Genomic DNA, 18,153 nt, shown 5'->3' on the forward strand with positions numbered 1-18,153 from the left:
ATGGGCGATTCCGCACGAGATCACACCGCAGACGGCCCGACGTTGAAAACCGGGCTGCGGCCGCGGCATCTCATCATGATGAGCCTCGGGTCGGCCATCGGCGCCGGCCTGTTCGTCGGTTCCGGTCAGGGCATCGCGCTCGCCGGTCCGGCGGCACTGGTGTCGTATGCGGTCATCGGACTGATCATCGTCTCGGTGATGCGGATGCTGGGCGAGCTCGCGGCCGCCGACCCGAACCCGGGAGCGTTCTCGTACTACGTCGGCAAGGCCCTCGGTCCGGGTGCGGGTTTCATGATGGGCTGGCTGTGGTGGATCCAGATGACGGTCGTCGCCGCCGCCGAGGCCCTCGCCGCGGCCGAAGGACTGCACGGGCTGGTCGGCTGGCTCCCCACATGGGCGTGGGCGTTCGTGTTCATGACCGTGTTCAGTGTGCTGAACCTCAGCGGCGCAGCGCATTTCGGCGAACTCGAGTTCTGGCTCGCCCTCATCAAGGTCGTGTTCATCGTCGTGTTCCTGTGCCTCGGCGCCGCGTACCTGTTCGGGTGGCTGTCGGAGCCGTCGCCCGGACTGTCGAACGTCGGGGAGCTCATGCCGCACGGCGTCGGAGGTGTGGCCGCCGCCCTGCTGGTGATCGCGTTCGCGTTCGGCGGCATCGAGATCATCGCCGTCGCCGCCGCCGAGACCGACGATCCCGGTCCGAGCGTCACGAAGGCCATCCGGACCATCGTGTGGCGCATCCTGATCTTCTACGTCGGGTCGGTGCTGGTGATCCTGCTGGTGTTGCCCGCGGGCGACGACCGACTGGAGTCGGGGCCGTTCGTCGGGGTCCTCGAACAGGCCGGGCTTCCCGCGGTCGCGTCGGCGATCGGAGCGGTCATCGTGATCGCGCTGCTGTCGTCGATGAACGTCAACCTGTACGGGGCGTCTCGCATGCTGTTCTCGCTCGGCGCCCGCCACATGGCGCCGCGGGCCGCCATGCGCACGTCGGACAACGGGGTGCCGTGGTTGTCGGTGCTCGCCAGCGTGGTCGTCGGCTTCCTCGTGGTCCCGGCGACCTATGTGTGGGGCGGCCAGGTGCTCGACAAACTGCTGTCCCTCGTCGGCTCGACCCTGCTCGTCACGTGGTTGGCGATCACGGTGTCGCAGATCGTCCTGCGCCGTCGCGCCGAGCGTGACGGCACCGTCCTCCCGATGAAGATGTGGGGATACCCGTACCTGTCGTGGCTCACGTTCGCCGGCCTGGCGGGCATCGTGATCCTCGGGTTGACGACGGAATCCGTTCGCGGTCAGATCATTTCGACGTCCGTGCTCGCCGTCCTACTGTGCGTGGCCGGAACGCTCAATCATCGTCGTCTGCAGCTGTGAGTTCCGGGTGGACGGTCGTCGGCGTCGACTCCTTGTAGCCCGCGTCGACGAGGACAGGCGCGGGATCGAGCCGGGTGAGGCCGTTCCAGCACAAGTTCACCAGGTGTGCGGCGACCACTTCCTTGGCCGGTTCGCGCACGTCGAGCCACCACTGGGCGGTCACGGAGACCATGCCGACGAGCGCCTGCGCATAGAGGGGCGCCAGTCCCGGTTCGAATCCGCGGCGCTCGAAGTCGCTGGCGAGGATGTGCTCCACCTGGCTGATCGCGTCGTTGAGGAGGCTCGAGTAGCGCGTGTCGCCGTCGCCTCCGGGTGACTCGCCGCGGACGAGGATCCGGAATCCGTCGGTCCGCTCCTCCATGTAGGTCAGGAGCGCCAGCGCCACCTGTTGGATCCGGTACAGCGACCGGTTCCTGGTCAGCGACGACGTCACCATCTCGAGGAGCTTGTCCATCTCCCGGTCGACGACGACGGCGTACAGTCCTTCTTTGCCGCCGAAGTGCTCGTAGACGATGGGTTTGGAGACGCCTGCCCGTTGGGCGATCTCTTCGATGGAGGTGCCTTCGAATCCCCGCTCAGCGAACAGTCCGCGCGCCACCTCGATCAACTGCAGACGACGTTGTGCTCCCGTCATTCGTGCACGAGGAGCCTTCACCACGTCATCTCCGCCCTTCGCGGGCCTGTCGATCGCCATTGCCTCAGTGTATCGGGTGTAGAAAGCATTCGAGCCCCTCAACCACAAGGGTTGAGGGGCTCGAATAAGTTGAGTTCGGCGGTGTCCTACTCTCCCACACTGACTAAAGTGCAGTACCATCGGCGCTGGAGGGCTTAGCTTCCGGGTTCGGAATGGGGCCGGGCGTTTCCCCTCCGCTATAGCCACCGAAACAATATGAAACTATCAACAACCACCACCAACCATGGTAGTGGTCGTGTGTTGTTTCAGAAGTAGATAGTGGATGCGAACACACTCAAAAACAAAGTGCGTGAGTGTTGTTAGTAAGTCCTCGGCCTATTAGTACCAGTCACCTGAACACATTACTATGCTTACAGTTCTGGCCTATCAACCCCATAGTCTGTAGGGGGCCTTACCCACCCGAAGGTGGTGAGAAACCTCATCTTGGAACAGGCTTCCCGCTTAGATGCTTTCAGCGGTTATCCCTTCCGAACGTAGCTAACCAGCAGTGCCCTTGGTAGGACAACTGGCACACCAGAGGTTCGTCCGTCCCGGTCCTCTCGTACTAGGGACAGGTTTCCTCAAGTTTCTAATCGCGCGCGGCGGATAGAGACCGAACTGTCTCACGACGTTCTAAACCCAGCTCGCGTGCCGCTTTAATGGGCGAACAGCCCAACCCTTGGGACCTACTCCAGCCCCAGGATGCGACGAGCCGACATCGAGGTGCCAAACCATCCCGTCGATATGGACTCTTGGGGAAGATCAGCCTGTTATCCCCGGGGTACCTTTTATCCGTTGAGCGACACCGCTTCCACTTGCCGGTGCCGGATCACTAGTCCCGACTTTCGTCCCTGCTCGACATGTACGTCTCACAGTCAAGCTCCCTTGTGCACTTACACTCAACACCTGATTGCCATCCAGGCTGAGGGAACCTTTGGGCGCCTCCGTTACACTTTAGGAGGCAACCGCCCCAGTTAAACTACCCACCAGGCACTGTCCCTGAACCCGATCAGGGTCCGAGGTTAGAAGCCCAATACGATCAGAGTGGTATTTCAACAACGACTCCACCAACACTAGCGTGCCAGCCTCACAGTCTCCCACCTATCCTACACAAACCGTACCGAACACCAATACCAAGCTATAGTGAAGGTCCCGGGGTCTTTTCGTCCTGCCGCGCGAAACGAGCATCTTTACTCGTACTGCAATTTCGCCGAGCCTGTGGTTGAGACAGCAGAGAAGTCGTTACGCCATTCGTGCAGGTCGGAACTTACCCGACAAGGAATTTCGCTACCTTAGGATGGTTATAGTTACCACCGCCGTTTACTGGGGCTTAAATTCTCAGCTTCGCCACCCAAAAGTGACTAACCGGTCCTCTTAACCTTCCAGCACCGGGCAGGCGTCAGTCCGTATACATCGTCTTACGACTTCGCACGGACCTGTGTTTTTAGTAAACAGTCGCTTCTCTCTGGTCTCTGCGACCACCACCAGCTCCCACCGCAAAGGCGTTCACCAGCCGTGGTCCCCCTTCTCCCGAAGTTACGGGGGCAATTTGCCGAGTTCCTTAACCACAGTTATCTCGATCGCCTTAGTATTCTCTACCTGACCACCTGTGTCGGTTTGGGGTACGGGCCATGTACCAACTCGCTAGAGGCTTTTCTCGGCAGCATAGGATCACTGAATTCACCCCAACGGGCTACGCATCACCTCTCAGGATTATGTGCGACACGGATTTGCCTATGTCACTCCCTACAGGCTTACACCAGTACAACCACTGACTGGCCCAGCTACCTTCCTGCGTCACCCCATCACTTGACTACTACACCCAAGGTCCCACGCAGCCACACCCAGACAACCCCGAAAGGTCGAAAAGATGCTTTTGGATGGTTAGTACAGATGATTCGCCACTGGACGCGGATACACGGGTACGGGAATATCAACCCGTTGTCCATCGACTACGCCTGTCGGCCTCGCCTTAGGTCCCGACTCACCCTGGGCGGATTAACCTGGCCCAGGAACCCTTGGTCATTCGGCGGACAAGTTTCTCACTTGTCTTTCGCTACTCATGCCTGCATTCTCACTCCCACACCCTCCACACCTAGATCACTCCGGCGCTTCCACGGATGCAGGACGCTCCCCTACCCACCCACACCACTAGACCACAAAAGTGGCCGATGTACATGTGTGAGTGCCGCGGCTTCGGCGGTGTACTTGAGCCCCGCTACATTGTCGGCGCAGGATCACTTGACCAGTGAGCTATTACGCACTCTTTCAAGGGTGGCTGCTTCTAAGCCAACCTCCTGGTTGTCTTCGCGACCCCACATCCTTTTCCACTTAGTACACGCTTAGGGGCCTTAGCCGGCGATCTGGGCTGTTTCCCTCTCGACTACGAAGCTTATCCCCCGCAGTCTCACTGCCACGCTCTCACTTACCGGCATTCGGAGTTTGGCTGACGTCAGTAACCTTGTAGGGCCCATCGGCCATCCAGTAGCTCTACCTCCAGTAAGAAACACGCAACGCTGCACCTAAATGCATTTCGGGGAGAACCAGCTATCACGGAGTTTGATTGGCCTTTCACCCCTACCCACAACTCATCCCCTCCATTTTCAACTGAAGTGGGTTCGGGCCTCCACAAAGTCTTACCTCTGCTTCACCCTGGCCATGGGTAGATCACTCCGCTTCGGGTCTAGACCCAGCGACTTGGGGCGCCCTATTCAGACTCGCTTTCGCTACGGCTACCCCACACGGGTTAACCTTGCCACTGAGCACTAACTCGCAGGCTCATTCTTCAAAAGGCACGCCATCACCCCACCACCCAAAGATGGAAGGCTCTGACGGATTGTAAGCGTCCGGTTTCAGGTACTATTTCACTCCCCTCCCGGGGTACTTTTCACCTTTCCCTCACGGTACTAGTCCGCTATCGGTCACCAGAAAGTATTTAGGCTTACCGGGTGGTCCCGGCAGATTCACAGCAGATTCCACGAGCCCGCTGCTACTTGGGAAACACTACAACCAGACCGCGCGTTTTCAGTTACGGGACTCTCACCCACTACGGCAGACCATTCCAGGCCACTTCACCTAACACACGATTTTCTTACTGGCCGACACGCCGGCAGACGCACCAATAATGCTCCCACAACCCCACACGCACAACCCCTGCCGAGTATCACATACGCATGGTTTAGCCTCATCCGCTTTCGCTCGCCACTACTCACGGAATCACTATTGTTTTCTCTTCCTGTGGGTACTGAGATGTTTCACTTCCCCACGTTCCCTCCACACCCCCTATATATTCAAGGGTGGGTAACACGACATAACTCGTGCTGGGTTTCCCCATTCGGACACCCTCGGATCACAGCTCGTTTGACAACTCCCCGAGGACTATCGCGGCCTACCACGTCCTTCATCGGCTCCTGGTACCAAGGCATCCACCGAACGCCCTAAAACACTTACAACAACACCCACAAACACACCACCACCCCACCACAACAACCCCGAAAGGCCATCACAGCTTCGTGCGGCACGAATGTGGACATCACAAAAATCAACATACATTTTGAAATTGCAATACGACACCTATATTTCAAGATGCTCGCATCCACTATCCACTTCTCAAACAACACACACCCACCCACACCCAACACCACACGACGTGGCGGAATGTCAGCGAGCAGAGACAACAACCACCACCCACCCCCACAAGGGCAGGACAGCGCGTGTTCTCTCAGAACCCCGATAGTGTGCAAAAAGACAACAGCCAGTCACCCGACTGCAACCACCAGCAGAACACCGACTCTCGCGGCGCCCAACCATCACGGTGGGTTCTTGTGTTTCACCCTATGAACAAACACCAACCCCAGCTGCGTTCGAGTGGGCGTTGGGTGTTGTCTGCTCCTTAGAAAGGAGGTGATCCAGCCGCACCTTCCGGTACGGCTACCTTGTTACGACTTCGTCCCAATCGCCGATCCCACCTTCGACGGCTCCCTCCCACAAGGGGTTAGGCCACCGGCTTCGGGTGTTACCGACTTTCATGACGTGACGGGCGGTGTGTACAAGGCCCGGGAACGTATTCACCGCAGCGTTGCTGATCTGCGATTACTAGCGACTCCGACTTCATGGGGTCGAGTTGCAGACCCCAATCCGAACTGAGACGCGCTTTAAGGGATTCGCTCCACCTCACGGTCTCGCAGCCCTCTGTACGCGCCATTGTAGCATGTGTGAAGCCCTGGACATAAGGGGCATGATGACTTGACGTCATCCCCACCTTCCTCCGAGTTGACCCCGGCAGTCTCCTGCAAGTCCCCGGCATAACCCGCTGGCAATACAGGACAAGGGTTGCGCTCGTTGCGGGACTTAACCCAACATCTCACGACACGAGCTGACGACAGCCATGCACCACCTGTACACCAACCACAAGGGGGGCTATATCTCTATAGCTTTCTAGTGTATGTCAAACCCAGGTAAGGTTCTTCGCGTTGCATCGAATTAATCCACATGCTCCGCCGCTTGTGCGGGCCCCCGTCAATTCCTTTGAGTTTTAGCCTTGCGGCCGTACTCCCCAGGCGGGGTACTTAATGCGTTAGCTACGGCACGGAATCCGTGAAATGGACCCCACACCTAGTACCCACCGTTTACGGCGTGGACTACCAGGGTATCTAATCCTGTTCGCTCCCCACGCTTTCGCTCCTCAGCGTCAGTTACTACCCAGAGACCCGCCTTCGCCACCGGTGTTCCTCCTGATATCTGCGCATTTCACCGCTACACCAGGAATTCCAGTCTCCCCTGTAGTACTCAAGTCTGCCCGTATCGCCTGCACGCCTGCAATTGAGTTGCAGAATTTCACAGACGACGCGACAAACCGCCTACGAGCTCTTTACGCCCAGTAATTCCGGACAACGCTCGCACCCTACGTATTACCGCGGCTGCTGGCACGTAGTTGGCCGGTGCTTCTTCTCCAGGTACCGTCACTCGCGCTTCGTCCCTGGCGAAAGAGGTTTACAACCCGAAGGCCGTCATCCCTCACGCGGCGTCGCTGCATCAGGCTTGCGCCCATTGTGCAATATTCCCCACTGCTGCCTCCCGTAGGAGTCTGGGCCGTGTCTCAGTCCCAGTGTGGCCGATCACCCTCTCAGGTCGGCTACCCGTCGTCGCCTTGGTAGGCCATTACCCCACCAACAAGCTGATAGGCCGCGGGCCCATCCCAAACCGCAAAAGCTTTCCACCATCCACCATGAAGCAGAAGGTCATATCCAGTATTAGACCCAGTTTCCCAGGCTTATCCCAGAGTTTGGGGCAGATCACCCACGTGTTACTCACCCGTTCGCCACTCGAGTACCCCCGAAAGGGCCTTTCCGTTCGACTTGCATGTGTTAAGCACGCCGCCAGCGTTCGTCCTGAGCCAGGATCAAACTCTCCAACAAAAAATACAGAAACACGACCCGAAGACCGCAATTTCAGCACAAGCCAGAAAGCACAACCTGACCAAATCCAAAAAACTGACAAGAATTCAATCAAAAACATCATCGTCCACCAAGGAACCATGATCTGTCCATCAATCCTTCATGCCACAAACCAAAAATATGTGGCACAAGAACATCTATTTTACACACTATCGAGTTCTCAAAGAACACACACCCACCAGCACCAACCCGAACCTGCCGGGCCGAACTCCAGTGAACTTGCATTGTCGCTGACCGGCTCGCGGCCAACTCTTCCAGCCTAGCGTCTCCGCGACCCGCAGTGCAAATCGTCGGTATCGGCTAGAAGGCCGGCCCCACCAAGCAACCCCACCGGAATCTCGCGACCCGGCAGAGAAGGTTTGGAGGGGGTTCGTCTTTCGCGGCCTGGCCGCTGCGGACTCGACATAAGTTACGCACTGGGGAACGCAGCGTCAAATCCCCAGGTCAGCGTCTCGGCCGTGCGGAGGCGCCGCGAGATTGCAAGGATGAGCCCATGACACAGCTGATCTCGGGCCTCCTGTCGCGCGCCGTTCTGGACGTCGCGCTGCCGTTCGTCGACTCTCGGATCACGGCGTCGGGTCGGCCGTTCGACGGCGGCGAGCCGTTCCGTCCCTATGCGCGTTCGCGGGCGTGGTCGGTGGTCCACTACGGCGTCTTCGTCCCGCTGCTCCCCGAGCCTCATCGGTACGTGAACACGATGACCTTCATCGGCGCCACGGGAACGGAGGCGTTCGACAACGACGAACTCGTCGGGACGGACGCCCGCGACCTGGCGACGGTCCTCTCGTCGACGGCGGTCGGCGATCAGCATCACTACAAGGGATACGACTCCCGGTCCGACTGCGACTTCGCCGACGACGGTTCGGTCCTGCGCTGGGGCGACGACCTCACGATCACGGTGCACGACCGCGAGGTCCACGTCGCGGGCCGGTACGAGTCGTTCGACGTCGACCTGTCCCTGACTCTCACCGATCAGGTGTCGTACTTCGTCCGGACACCGATCTATCAGCACCTGAGCCTTCTCGCTCCCTATACCGGGACCATCACCGACGCGTCCGGGACGACGAAGGTCTCCGGTCTCGGCACGTTCGAGTACGCACGTGCTCTCACCCAACAGGCGGCCGTGGCGTCTCCGGTGCCTGCCGTGGCGAAGCTCCCCGTCGACCTGTTCACCTATCAGGTGATCCAGCTCGACGAACGCACCCAGCTCTTGCTCACCGACGTGCAGGCGCGTGGTCGTACCGCGTGCAGGCTGCTTCATGTGCGGGTCCTCGGTGAGGAGACGTCGGTGTACGACGACGTGCGGTTCGAGGTGACGGCGTGGGACCGGCCGCAGGTCGATCGATGGGGACGACGGATGCGCGTCCCGCAGACGATGCGGTGGACGGTGCGTGACGGCGATGCGCTGGTCTTCGCGATCGATGCCACCGTCGACAGTCCCCTGCGTTTCGGCCACGGCCGCGGCTACGTGGCCGCCTACACCTATTCCGGCGAGTTCCGCGGCGCGTCCGTCGACGGCTCCGGATACATGGAGTGGGTCGACACCCGCAGCATCGGCAGCAGGTAGTCGCGGGCGACGTCTGCCAGCTGCTCGGCGTCGTCGAGGTCGACCAGCCTGCTCGGGGTCGTGACGAACGAGCCCGCGATTCGGGCGATCATCTCCGCGGCGAGGTCCGGGTCGACGGCGGGGTCGAGATTGCCCGCGTGCTGCTCCTGTCGGAGCGCCGCGGACACGAAGGCGCTGACCACGTACATGTTCCGCCCTTCGCCGCCGCCGACGAGGCCGGGGACGAGGGCGGGGTCGTCGTCGATGAGGCGTTTGATCAGCGGGTTCGACCAGATGCGTTGGACGGACGTGACGAATCCGATGACGATCCGATCGGCGAACGTCTCCGACTCGGCCATGGCCGTCGCGAAGTAGTCGAAGTAGTCGCGCAGTTCCCGTCCGATCACCTCGTCGACGAGCGCGTCTTTGCTCTCGAACTTGCGGTAGATCGTCACGCGCGACGTGCCTGCGCGTTTGGCGACGTCCTCCATCGACGTGTGGGCGATCCCGTCGATGCAGAACTGCTCGAACGCGGCGTCGATCAGCTTGTCCCGGGTCGCGTCGACCGGCCGCACGCCGGGATCGTCGATCGCGCGCCTGGTGGCGCGATCGATCAGCGTCTCGGCCGCGGGTACCTCATGTGGCGCCATCGCGTCGTCTCCTCTCGTGTTCACACCATTCTCTTGTGAGAGTCGTCACGGAGTGCTACTCATGTTACAGATCTTCCAGATTTGTTACACACAGCACAGTCGGGGATGCGGAAGGAACAAAGCGCATGGTGGTCGTGACACGCAGACATGTCTTGAAGGCCGGTGCCGGAGCCGGGGCGTTGATCGCCGCCGGTTCGGCGACGCCGTGGACCTGGTCGCCCGCCGGGTCGGTGCCCGGGCACGGAACCGGGGCCGATCCGAAACTCGCATGGGATCCGGTCCCCGACGATCTCGTCGCCGACGTCTACCGGCGCGGCGACGTCGCGAAGGTCAACGCCGCGCTCCGCGCGTGGACGAGGAACGATCAACCGCTGCCCGCCGGACTGTCCGGCGATCTTCGAGACTTCGTCGAACAGGCCCGCAGGCTCCCGTCGTGGGCGGATCGCGGGAAGCTCGCCGACGCGGTGACGTTCAATCAGAAGCGCGGCACCTACCTCGGGGCCTTGTACGGCTTCGCGAGCGGCATGATGAGCGCCGTCATCCCGAACGAGGCGCGGACCGTCTACTACTCGCACGGCGGAGCCGCGATGAAGGATCGCATCTCCAAGACCGCGAAGCTCGGCTACGACATCGGGTCGCTGAACGCGTACGCACCGTCCGGAGAAATGGCCGTGACCTGCGTGAAGACCCGACTGATTCACTCGGCGGTGCGGCACCTCCTCCCCCGGTCCGGGCATTGGGCGAGCGTGTCCGGTCAGACGAAGCCGATCACCCAGGCCGACATGATGGTCACCTGGCACAGCCTGCCGACGACCGTGATGCGCATGCTGCGTCGCTGGAAGGTGCCGTTGAACCCAGCGGAGTCCGGGGGCTTCCTTCACTCCTGGCAGGTGGCCGGGCACATGCTCGGCATCGACGACCAGTACATACCCGCCACGTGGGACTCCGCCGAGACGCAGGCCGCGCAGGTGCTCGACCCGATCCTGGCGGCGACGCCGGAGGGCGTCAAGATCGCCGACATGCTGCTCGACCTCGGCATGCAACTCGACCTCACGCTGTTGAGCCGCGGAGTGCTCGGCGCGCTGACCCGCTTCATGCTCGGCGACCGGATCGCCAATGACCTGCGCATCCCGCGCGAGCCGGTGTGGGATCCGCTGCTGAACGCGGCGTGGGGACCGTACGTGCTGGTCCGGGAGGGCGTGCTGCAGGCGGGCATGCCGAAGGAGGCCTACTGGACGTTCGACGAGATGCTCCGTCAATTCGTCCTGCTGTACGTGTCCGAGCTGCGGATGCCGATCAGCATCGAGCTGCCGTCGGGCAACAATCCGCACTACAAGTAGGCGAGCGCGACGTCGACGATGTCTGCCTTGATCGCCTGGTCCATCGACCGGACCTCGGCGATCGGAAGCCACCGCGCGTACTCGGTGGTGCCGTCCACTTCGGTGGTTCCGAGGGTTCCACCGACGATGGACCCGTCGAACACGAAGCGCTGGGACCTGATCGGGAGGCGTCCGTCGCGCGCGGCGAAGGTCAGGTGGTCTTCGGCGAGGATGCCGCCGACCTTCACGTGATACCCGGTCTCTTCATAGAGCTCCCGAACGGCCGCGTCGCGCAGCGTCTCGTCGAATTCGACGCCGCCGCCGGGCATCGTCCAGCACGGAGGTGTCAGCGCATCGCCCCGGTACCACGACAGCAGGATTCGATCGCCGTCGACGATCAGGACGTACGCGGCGATCCGTGTGTGGAACTCGGTGAAGTGCATGGCTGCTCTCATTCCATCACGGGCGGTCGACGCCGCGCGCTGTTCGTCCGGCGAGGCGGGCCGTCACCGCATGCCAGATCGCCTCGCCGTCGGGCCCGACCGCGGCGAAGGCGTCGTCGAGCATGTCCATCTGCGACAAGGTGAGTCGGCGTTCGAGGTCGACGCCCGCGTCGGTCGCGGTGAGTCGGCGCACGCGCCGGTCGTCGACGTCGGCGGCGTTGGCGACGAGTCCGCGGTCTTCGAGGTCTTTGATGGGACGGTGGACGGCCTGTTTGGTGACGTCGAGGAGGGCGATCAGTTCGCCGACGGAGATGCCCGGACGCCGACAGATGAAGTAGAGGACGCGATGGTGGGTCCGGCCGAGGCCGCTCGTCGCGAGCATCTCGTCCGGCAGCGCGGTGAAGGCGCGGTAGCCGAAGTACAGGTCTTCGACGGCCTGACGGAGCGCGGCCTCGCGATTTTGGTCAAACATGTTGACTCACCTTCCGGATGGGGGCAGAATCACGGCAACCTACTTGACCTATTGGCGGAAGAGGACTGCTCGTGCCCACGTTCTCCGATCGTATCGACGGACTCCGACCGTCCCCCATCCGAACCATCCTGAGCGTCGTCGACCGACCCGGCATGGTGTCGTTCGCCGGCGGTCTGCCTGCGACGACGATGCTCCCCGATTGGTCGGGATCATTCGCTCCCGACCTCCTGCAGTACGGCCCCAGCGAAGGCGAACCCGCGCTGCGACGGGCCGTCGCGGAACGGCTCCGAGCCCTCGGCGTCGACGCGCCGGACGACCGGGTGATCATCCTCAGCGGCAGCCAGCAGGGCATCGACCTGGTCGCGAAGCTGCTCGTCGACCCCGGAACCGTGACCGCGGTCGAACAGCCGACCTACCTCGCGGCACTACAGGTGTTCCGGTTCTACGGCGCGAGGTTCACCGACCTCGCCGACCCCACCGCATCGCTCGCGTACGCCGTCCCGACGTTCGCGAACCCGACCGGAGCCTGTATGTCCGACGCCGCACGGGCCGCGCTCGCCGATGCCTGTCGCGACTCGGGAACCGTCCTCTTCGAGGACGACCCGTATCGCGAACTGGCCTACGACGCGGTCGATCGCGCACCGATCGTCGCGCGGATGCACGGCGCGTCGTGGGTGTACCAGGGATCGTTCTCGAAGACCTTCGCGCCGGGCCTGCGACTCGGCTTCATGACCGCCTCGGCCGATCTGTTCGACCGCCTGGTGATCCTCAAACAGGCCGTCGACCTGCACAGTTCACGCTTGTCACAGCAGATCGTCCTCGACGCGGTGTCGGACGGGGACTGGACCGACAGGCTCGAGCGTCTCGCCGACTTCTATCGCGCGCGCCGCGACGACTTCGACTCGCTCCTGACCCGATACCTGGGCGACCTCGCCGACTGGCGACGCCCCTCGGGCGGCCTGTTCTTCTGGCTCACGCTCCGCGACCGGATCGACACGAGAACCCTGCTCGACGACGCCGTCGCCGCCGGAGTCGCCTTCATGCCGGGCGAGGAGTTCTACGCCGACGAACCCGAACTCGGGACGATGCGTCTCAACTTCAGCCATTCCGACAGCGCCGACGCCGACCGTGGACTCGCGATTCTGGCCGATTTGATCGCCGAACGCATAGCGGCCCGGAGTCGATGAGGGAAGATGTGGCGATGAACTTGTGGCAGGGCGAGAACGCGTTCACCGAACGTCCCAACAAAATCATCACCATCGACGGCGCCGCGCAGCGCAAGGTCGTCGGACGGCGGAGCCTCGGCGAGTGGAGGCCCGAAGCGCGCGGCCACGACGCGTTGGCGACCATCTTGGGGCAGAACAGCATTCGCGATCAGCGCCTGCTTCCCCTGCGGCACGGGCGGATGGCGGCGTCGCCGTGGACCTACTACCGCGGAGCCGCGGCAGTGATGGCGGCCGACTTGGCGTCGGCGCCGAACACGGGCATCACCGTCCAGCTGTGCGGCGACGCGCACGTCTTGAACTTCGGCCTGTGGAACACCCCCGAACGCAACCTCGCCTTCGACCTGCGCGACTTCGACGAGACGCTCCCCGGCCCGTTCGAATGGGACGTCAAGCGGTTCCTCGCCAGCCTGGTGATCCTGGCCCGCGCGAACGGTGTCGAGGCGCACGCGAAGGACGCCGTCGCCGCAGGATATGCGGGCTACCGCGACTGGATCGCCACGTACTCGACATGGCCCGAGATCGACATCTGGTACGACAGCGTCAGCACCGAGCAACTGCTCGACTACGCGACGAGCGACGACGACCACAAACTCGACAAGCTGATCGAGAAGCGCGCCGAGAAGCGTTCAAGTCGAGGCGCGTTCAAGAAGCTCACCAGCGTCGTCGACGGCGCGCAACGCATCACCGAGGACCCGCCGTACCGCACGCACGCGCTGAACGACCACCTCGCCGAGCTCGAGACGATCGTGGCCCAGTATCAGGCGTCGGTGCCCGACCACATCTCCTCGCTGTGGTCGCGGTTCGACCTCGTCGACGCCGTTCAACAGGTGGTGGGCGTCGGCAGCGTCGGCATGCGCGTGTTCCTCACGCTCAGCGAGGAGCGCCGCACGAGCGATCCGATCTTCCTGCAGGTCAAGCAGGCCGGCCCGTCGGTCTACGAGCAGTTCCTGTCCCCGAGCGTGTACGACAACCACGGGTCGCGTGTCATTCACGGTCAGCGGATGATCCAGAGCGCGACCGACATGTTCGTGGGATGGACGTCGATCTCGTCCGACGGCGACACCGGTGCGCCGATGGACTTCTACGTGCGTCAGTTCCGTGACGGCAAGGTGATCCCGAAGGGCGAGATGATCGCCCCACGACTGTCGCAGTTCGCGACCGCCTGCGGTCACGTCCTCGCCCGAGCGCACGCCCGCAGCGGTGACGTCCAGGCCATCCACGACTATCTGGGGTCGTCGTCGAAGGCAGGCGACGCGTTCGCCGAGTTCGCGTTCGCCTACGCCGACCAGAACGATCGCGACCACGCCCAGCTCGCCAAGGCCATCGAGGACGGCGAGGTGGACGCGGTCGAAGGCTGGCCGGGTCGCTGATTCACGGCGTCACTGGGCCCACGGCGGCGCGAGGGTCTCGCCCGCGTCCAGCATCGTCGCCGTCATGCCGACCGTCGTGGTGACCCAGGCCTGCGCGGCGTGGTCGGCGGTGTTGCTGACCCGGAACGCCGATCCGGCCGGCACCAGCACCGCGTCGCCGTCGACGGCGGTGAACTCGTCGTCGTCGACGGCGATCTCGAGCGGACCGAGGAGGACGTGCAGGATCTCGTCGCGGGACATCGTGTGACTCCGGCCGATGGTGTGCGGCGGGAAGTCCGCTCGCCACGCCGCGAGGTCGTGCGACCCCGAGGCGCTGGACGCGAACGAGGTGAACCGGACGCCGTGGACGTCGAAGGTGCGGGCGGATCGTGCGGTCAGGTGTGGCATGACGACTCCAATCGACAATGTAGTTGACGATTAATAGTCAACCACATTGTCTTCTTCGCGGTACGGTGCACGAATGATTCGCGACGACGTCGAAGCACCGTTCCTGTTGATGAGCGCGTTCCGCGGACTCGTCGACGCCGTCCACTCCGGACTCGCCGACGAGGGCTTCCCCGGTGTCCGTGCCACCCACGGCTTCGCCCTGCAGGCCATCGGCGACGGCTGCACCAGTGTCGACCTCGCCGCCAGGCTCGGAGTGTCCAAGCAGGCCGCGACCAAGACCGCGCAGTCGCTGGAAGCGCTCGGGCTCATCGAACGCACGCTCAACGAACACGACCGCCGCGAACGGATCATCACGATCAACTCACGCGGTCGCACCCTGCTCGCGCTGTCGGCCGCGGGCTTCCGCCGCGAGATGGCCGCCTGGCGTTCGACTGTCGGCGATCACGCCGTCGACACGACCCTGCAGACGCTCGCCGCGATCGGCACCGACGGTCGCGCCGACACCAATCTCTCCGATTGGGCGTGAAGCGCCGTCCCCGTCCGGGGCTTGCTCAATTCCGAGACCGCATGCCCCGCAGACTCATTCAAAGGCCAAGTGCACAGTTGGTGCACGGCGTTCCCGGGAGGGACGAGCAGAACACCCATCTAGCTGGGTGTTTACTTTGCTCCGCCGCCAGGACTCGAACCTGAAATGCCTGAACCAAAATCAGGAGTGTTGCCGATTACACCACGGCGGATTGCTGCCCGAACGATCTTGCCACAGCCCGCCGACACGCACGTGACCGCGTGGCACATCCCGCTCCTGCTCGTTATACATCTTTATAGAACACCCTGGTCTATAAAGATGTATATATGGATTTGCGATCTCCGCGTCAGCCCCAGCCCAACCGAGCCCGTACACCCCGGGCTCGATAGCCAACCTACGCACACCCCTTCCTGGCCGCGCACTCCAAGTGGCATCGATCCACGAACGCTTGAACTTCGTGAGAGCAATGGGCTCACTGAGCACGGTGATCCGCGTCGACGTCGGCCCGAGAGGCGTCGGTAAGACGAGCCTGCTGCGCGCGAGCCAGCTGGCGGCAGAGGCGGATGGCTTCGTGACCGTATGGGTGACTGCGGGCGACGGACCACTACTCGACGCACTCACTGTCGAGTTCGGCGAACTGGCACGAACCTGGACGATCACGGCAAGGAACCTGGTGACGGCGGCGATCAACAGCCTGACGCTGTCGATCGGTCCCGTCAACATCTCCGGATCGGCGCTCACGTCAACGACTGAACAACCGATGAGAGGTCCCGGCAGGGCGCTTCAGGATCTACTGAGAACTGCGACGACTGCCGCAGTCGAGTCCGGAGCCTCCGGGCTCGTGGTGTTCATCGACGAAATTCAGGCCGCAGACGCCACTTCACTGAGATCTCTGGCCTACGCGTGGCAGCACATGCAGTCCGAAGACGCATCGCTTCGCGCAGCATGCTTCACGGCAGGCCTCAGCCACAGTCAAGAGGTCATTTCGCGGGCCGCGTCTTTCGCCGAGCGGTTCGACTATCAGCGCCTCACCAATCTGACGGACGAGGCGTCCATCGAGGCGCTGTCCACTCCATCCGAACGGTCAGGCGTGACATGGAGCACGGATGCGCTCCGTGCTGCACACACGACGAGCGCGAACTATCCATACTTCGTCCAGGTGATCGGAAACGAGACCTGGAAGGCGGCCGGATATCCGACGGCAGGCGGAATTCTGACGAAAGCCCACGTCGACGCCGCCCGAATCGCGTTCAGCGAGCTGCAGCTGAACTTCTTCGGGAGCAGATGGAATGCTGCGACCGACGGCGAACAACGATTCCTCGTCGCCATGGCACGCAACGGAGGCGTCGATGTCAGGCGGCGGGACATCGCCGATGCACTCGGCGTGGAGACAACAGCCATCAGCATGACTCGCGCGTCTCTGCTCGCCAAAGGCCTCATCGAGGACCGCACTCGCGGAAAGCTCAGCTTCACGGCACCGGGTTTCACCGAGTACATCCTTGTCGAGGTTCTCGACGAGGGCGAGACGTGAACGACCGATCGCGGCTTTGCCAGTCCGCATCGCCCACCCGCGACCACGATCAACTGGCGAAGGCCGCCGAAGACGGCATCGTTGACGCTGTCGACGGCTGACCGGGACGGTAGGTCACCAACTGAGAAGACGTCGGCACCGCAAGGTTCAGGTGAACTTCGCGGTGCCGACGTCAGAATGCACTACGACGGAACGCTGCGGTGAAGATTCTGCCCAGAGCCGCGGCGCGATTCCTACAGGTGCTCGTTGAAGAACGGAATCGCGGCGTCGAGCGCGATCGTCGTCGCGGCGGGGAGGTCGTACAGGTCGTAGTGCGAGTAGCCCTCAGCGACGACCAATTGCTTGTTCGTCGACGGCGATCGACGATAGATCTCCATACCGTCACGGTAGGCGCCGAACGCGCCCGGCTTGTCGCCGATGACCATCAACAGCGGTTGGGTCTGCAGCACCTCAGCGTGGGTGAACGCATCCCACCCGAAGCCGCCCGCACGACGCGAGACCAGACTCTGGGTGCAGCCGTTCGGCGCCTGCCCACGGTCGGTCTTGTAGTACTCGGTGGCCTCAGCGACGTCGATGTCCAGGCCCTGCGCATCGTCGACGGTCGGCGGGAGCAGGTTCTCGACGTTCGCGACCGCACCGCGGGCCTCCGCAGTGCGCTGTGCGGCGATCAGTTCGAGCGTGGTGATCGGGTCGTAGGCGCTGAACGCCTCGTGCAGGAGGTGACCGAAGTTGACGCCTGTGATCGACGCGACGGCCTTGATCCGGCGCCCCGTGAGCGACGCGCTGATCGAGTAGCCGCCGCCACCGCACACGCCAAGCACACCGATATGGTCGGCGTCGACGAATGGGAGCGTCACCAGGTGGTCGACGACGAAGCTGAAGTCACGCACGCGCTGCGCCGGATCCTTCGTCCACCGCGGCTCGCCCCGGTAGCTCGCATCGAAGGCGATCATCACATAGCCGGCGTCGGCGAGGGCAGCAACCATGCACGTTGCCCGCGGTGTGCTCCTTGCAGCTGCCAATCGGGCGGGCCGCGATGACCGCGGGATACTTCTTCGACTTGTCGAAATCTGCAGGCAAGAGCAGGTTCGCGGCGATATTCCAATGAGGAGTCGGGACGGTCGTGGACTGAACTGTGTATGTGGTCATGACTCCACTCTCCGTCCCCGATTCCCAGACTCAACCAGAG

The 18,153-nt window shown here is 62.7% G+C and carries 13 protein-coding genes, 1 tRNA gene and 3 rRNA genes; 7 read left to right on the plus strand and 10 right to left on the minus strand.

Annotated features, from left to right (window positions below; all coding sequences use genetic code 11):
• The gene (locus GYB83_RS06570) at nt 1-1,365 is read left to right on the plus strand and encodes an amino acid permease (RefSeq protein ID WP_161894755.1); all 1,365 of its coding nucleotides are present in this window, start codon (nt 1-3) and stop codon (nt 1,363-1,365) included.
• On the opposite strand, the gene GYB83_RS06575 is transcribed toward GYB83_RS06570, so the two are convergent.
• The 4 genes from GYB83_RS06575 to GYB83_RS06590 all read right to left on the minus strand — a co-directional run bounded on the left by GYB83_RS06575 (nt 1,340) and on the right by GYB83_RS06590 (nt 7,455).
• Complete coding sequence (locus GYB83_RS06575) at nt 1,340-2,059, minus strand: TetR/AcrR family transcriptional regulator (RefSeq protein WP_161894756.1); 720 nt, start codon at nt 2,057-2,059, stop codon at nt 1,340-1,342. The genes GYB83_RS06570 and GYB83_RS06575 overlap by 26 nt on opposite strands.
• Nucleotides 2,060-2,132: 73 nt before the next feature.
• Nucleotides 2,133-2,249, minus strand: a 5S ribosomal RNA gene (gene rrf, locus GYB83_RS06580).
• 108 nt (nt 2,250-2,357) lie between these two features.
• Nucleotides 2,358-5,490, minus strand: a 23S ribosomal RNA gene (locus GYB83_RS06585).
• A 444-nt stretch (nt 5,491-5,934) separates the two neighbouring features.
• Nucleotides 5,935-7,455 (minus strand): 16S ribosomal RNA (locus GYB83_RS06590).
• The 16S, 23S and 5S rRNA genes sit together here, the layout of an rRNA operon.
• Nucleotides 7,456-7,987: 532 nt before the next feature.
• Here GYB83_RS06590 and GYB83_RS06595 point away from each other — a divergent pair.
• Nucleotides 7,988-9,061: a DUF6670 family protein gene (locus tag GYB83_RS06595; RefSeq protein WP_161894757.1), complete on the plus strand. Its 1,074-nt coding sequence runs from the start codon at nt 7,988-7,990 to the stop codon at nt 9,059-9,061.
• Here the strand turns inward: GYB83_RS06595 and GYB83_RS06600 are convergent.
• Nucleotides 8,977-9,690: a TetR/AcrR family transcriptional regulator gene (locus GYB83_RS06600; RefSeq protein WP_228461245.1), complete on the minus strand. Its 714-nt coding sequence runs from the start codon at nt 9,688-9,690 to the stop codon at nt 8,977-8,979. The two genes, GYB83_RS06595 and GYB83_RS06600, sit on opposite strands and share 85 nt — an antisense overlap.
• A 125-nt stretch (nt 9,691-9,815) precedes the next feature.
• On the opposite strand from GYB83_RS06600, the gene GYB83_RS06605 reads away from it, so the two are divergent.
• The gene (locus GYB83_RS06605) at nt 9,816-11,030 is read left to right on the plus strand and encodes an oxygenase MpaB family protein (RefSeq protein WP_161894758.1); all 1,215 of its coding nucleotides are present in this window, start codon (nt 9,816-9,818) and stop codon (nt 11,028-11,030) included.
• On the opposite strand, the gene GYB83_RS06610 is transcribed toward GYB83_RS06605, so the two are convergent.
• Both GYB83_RS06610 and GYB83_RS06615 read right to left on the minus strand, forming a co-directional pair.
• Nucleotides 11,021-11,452, minus strand: a complete 432-nt coding sequence (locus GYB83_RS06610; protein ID WP_161894759.1) for an NUDIX hydrolase — start codon at nt 11,450-11,452, stop codon at nt 11,021-11,023. The genes GYB83_RS06605 and GYB83_RS06610 overlap by 10 nt on opposite strands.
• Before the next feature lie 16 nt (nt 11,453-11,468).
• Nucleotides 11,469-11,924: a MarR family winged helix-turn-helix transcriptional regulator gene (locus GYB83_RS06615; RefSeq protein ID WP_161894760.1), complete on the minus strand. Its 456-nt coding sequence runs from the start codon at nt 11,922-11,924 to the stop codon at nt 11,469-11,471.
• A 71-nt stretch (nt 11,925-11,995) separates the two neighbouring features.
• Here GYB83_RS06615 and GYB83_RS06620 point away from each other — a divergent pair, with 71 nt between their 5' ends.
• Both GYB83_RS06620 and GYB83_RS06625 read left to right on the plus strand, forming a co-directional pair.
• Nucleotides 11,996-13,111 carry an aminotransferase-like domain-containing protein gene (locus GYB83_RS06620; RefSeq protein ID WP_228461246.1) on the plus strand — a complete coding sequence of 372 codons (1,116 nt, stop codon included), beginning with the start codon at nt 11,996-11,998 and terminating at the stop codon, nt 13,109-13,111.
• Nucleotides 13,112-13,125: 14 nt separating this feature from the next.
• Nucleotides 13,126-14,520 (plus strand): DUF2252 domain-containing protein, encoded by a 1,395-nt coding sequence (locus GYB83_RS06625; protein ID WP_161894761.1) that lies wholly within the window; start codon nt 13,126-13,128, stop codon nt 14,518-14,520.
• A gap of 9 nt (nt 14,521-14,529) precedes the next feature.
• Here the strand turns inward: GYB83_RS06625 and GYB83_RS06630 are convergent, their stop codons facing one another.
• The gene (locus GYB83_RS06630) at nt 14,530-14,907 is read right to left on the minus strand and encodes a cupin domain-containing protein (protein WP_161894762.1); all 378 of its coding nucleotides are present in this window, start codon (nt 14,905-14,907) and stop codon (nt 14,530-14,532) included.
• A 73-nt stretch (nt 14,908-14,980) separates the two neighbouring features.
• On the opposite strand from GYB83_RS06630, the gene GYB83_RS06635 reads away from it, so the two are divergent.
• The gene (locus GYB83_RS06635; RefSeq protein ID WP_161894763.1) at nt 14,981-15,433 is read left to right on the plus strand and encodes a MarR family winged helix-turn-helix transcriptional regulator; all 453 of its coding nucleotides are present in this window, start codon (nt 14,981-14,983) and stop codon (nt 15,431-15,433) included.
• A 139-nt stretch (nt 15,434-15,572) separates the two neighbouring features.
• Here GYB83_RS06635 and GYB83_RS06640 read toward each other — a convergent pair.
• Nucleotides 15,573-15,644, minus strand: a tRNA-Gln gene (locus GYB83_RS06640).
• 174 nt (nt 15,645-15,818) lie between these two features.
• Between GYB83_RS06640 and GYB83_RS06645 the strand changes: the two genes are divergently transcribed.
• Nucleotides 15,819-16,964 carry an ATP-binding protein gene (locus tag GYB83_RS06645; protein ID WP_228461399.1) on the plus strand — a complete coding sequence of 382 codons (1,146 nt, stop codon included), beginning with the start codon at nt 15,819-15,821 and terminating at the stop codon, nt 16,962-16,964.
• 233 nt (nt 16,965-17,197) lie between these two features.
• Here the strand turns inward: GYB83_RS06645 and GYB83_RS06650 are convergent, their stop codons facing one another.
• Nucleotides 17,198-17,950, minus strand: a complete 753-nt coding sequence (locus GYB83_RS06650) for an alpha/beta hydrolase (RefSeq protein WP_228461248.1) — start codon at nt 17,948-17,950, stop codon at nt 17,198-17,200.
• Between the last annotated feature and the right edge of the window lie 203 nt (nt 17,951-18,153).

Source organism: Gordonia spumicola (genome assembly GCF_009932475.1).
Taxonomy (GTDB): Bacteria; Actinomycetota; Actinomycetes; order Mycobacteriales; family Mycobacteriaceae; genus Gordonia; species Gordonia spumicola.

What these genes read in the sequence shown, in the direction of transcription:
- GYB83_RS06570 (WP_161894755.1), top strand. Translation starts at nt 1, where the DNA reads ATGGGCGATTCCGCACGAGATCACACCGCAGACGGCCCGACGTTGAAA.
- GYB83_RS06575 (WP_161894756.1), bottom strand. Translation starts at nt 2,059, where the DNA reads ATGGCGATCGACAGGCCCGCGAAGGGCGGAGATGACGTGGTGAAGGCT.
- GYB83_RS06595 (WP_161894757.1), top strand. Translation starts at nt 7,988, where the DNA reads ATGACACAGCTGATCTCGGGCCTCCTGTCGCGCGCCGTTCTGGACGTC.
- GYB83_RS06600 (WP_228461245.1), bottom strand. Translation starts at nt 9,690, where the DNA reads ATGGCGCCACATGAGGTACCCGCGGCCGAGACGCTGATCGATCGCGCC.
- GYB83_RS06605 (WP_161894758.1), top strand. Translation starts at nt 9,816, where the DNA reads ATGGTGGTCGTGACACGCAGACATGTCTTGAAGGCCGGTGCCGGAGCC.
- GYB83_RS06610 (WP_161894759.1), bottom strand. Translation starts at nt 11,452, where the DNA reads ATGCACTTCACCGAGTTCCACACACGGATCGCCGCGTACGTCCTGATC.
- GYB83_RS06615 (WP_161894760.1), bottom strand. Translation starts at nt 11,924, where the DNA reads ATGTTTGACCAAAATCGCGAGGCCGCGCTCCGTCAGGCCGTCGAAGAC.
- GYB83_RS06625 (WP_161894761.1), top strand. Translation starts at nt 13,126, where the DNA reads ATGAACTTGTGGCAGGGCGAGAACGCGTTCACCGAACGTCCCAACAAA.
- GYB83_RS06630 (WP_161894762.1), bottom strand. Translation starts at nt 14,907, where the DNA reads ATGCCACACCTGACCGCACGATCCGCCCGCACCTTCGACGTCCACGGC.
- GYB83_RS06635 (WP_161894763.1), top strand. Translation starts at nt 14,981, where the DNA reads ATGATTCGCGACGACGTCGAAGCACCGTTCCTGTTGATGAGCGCGTTC.
- GYB83_RS06650 (WP_228461248.1), bottom strand. Translation starts at nt 17,950, where the DNA reads ATGGTTGCTGCCCTCGCCGACGCCGGCTATGTGATGATCGCCTTCGAT.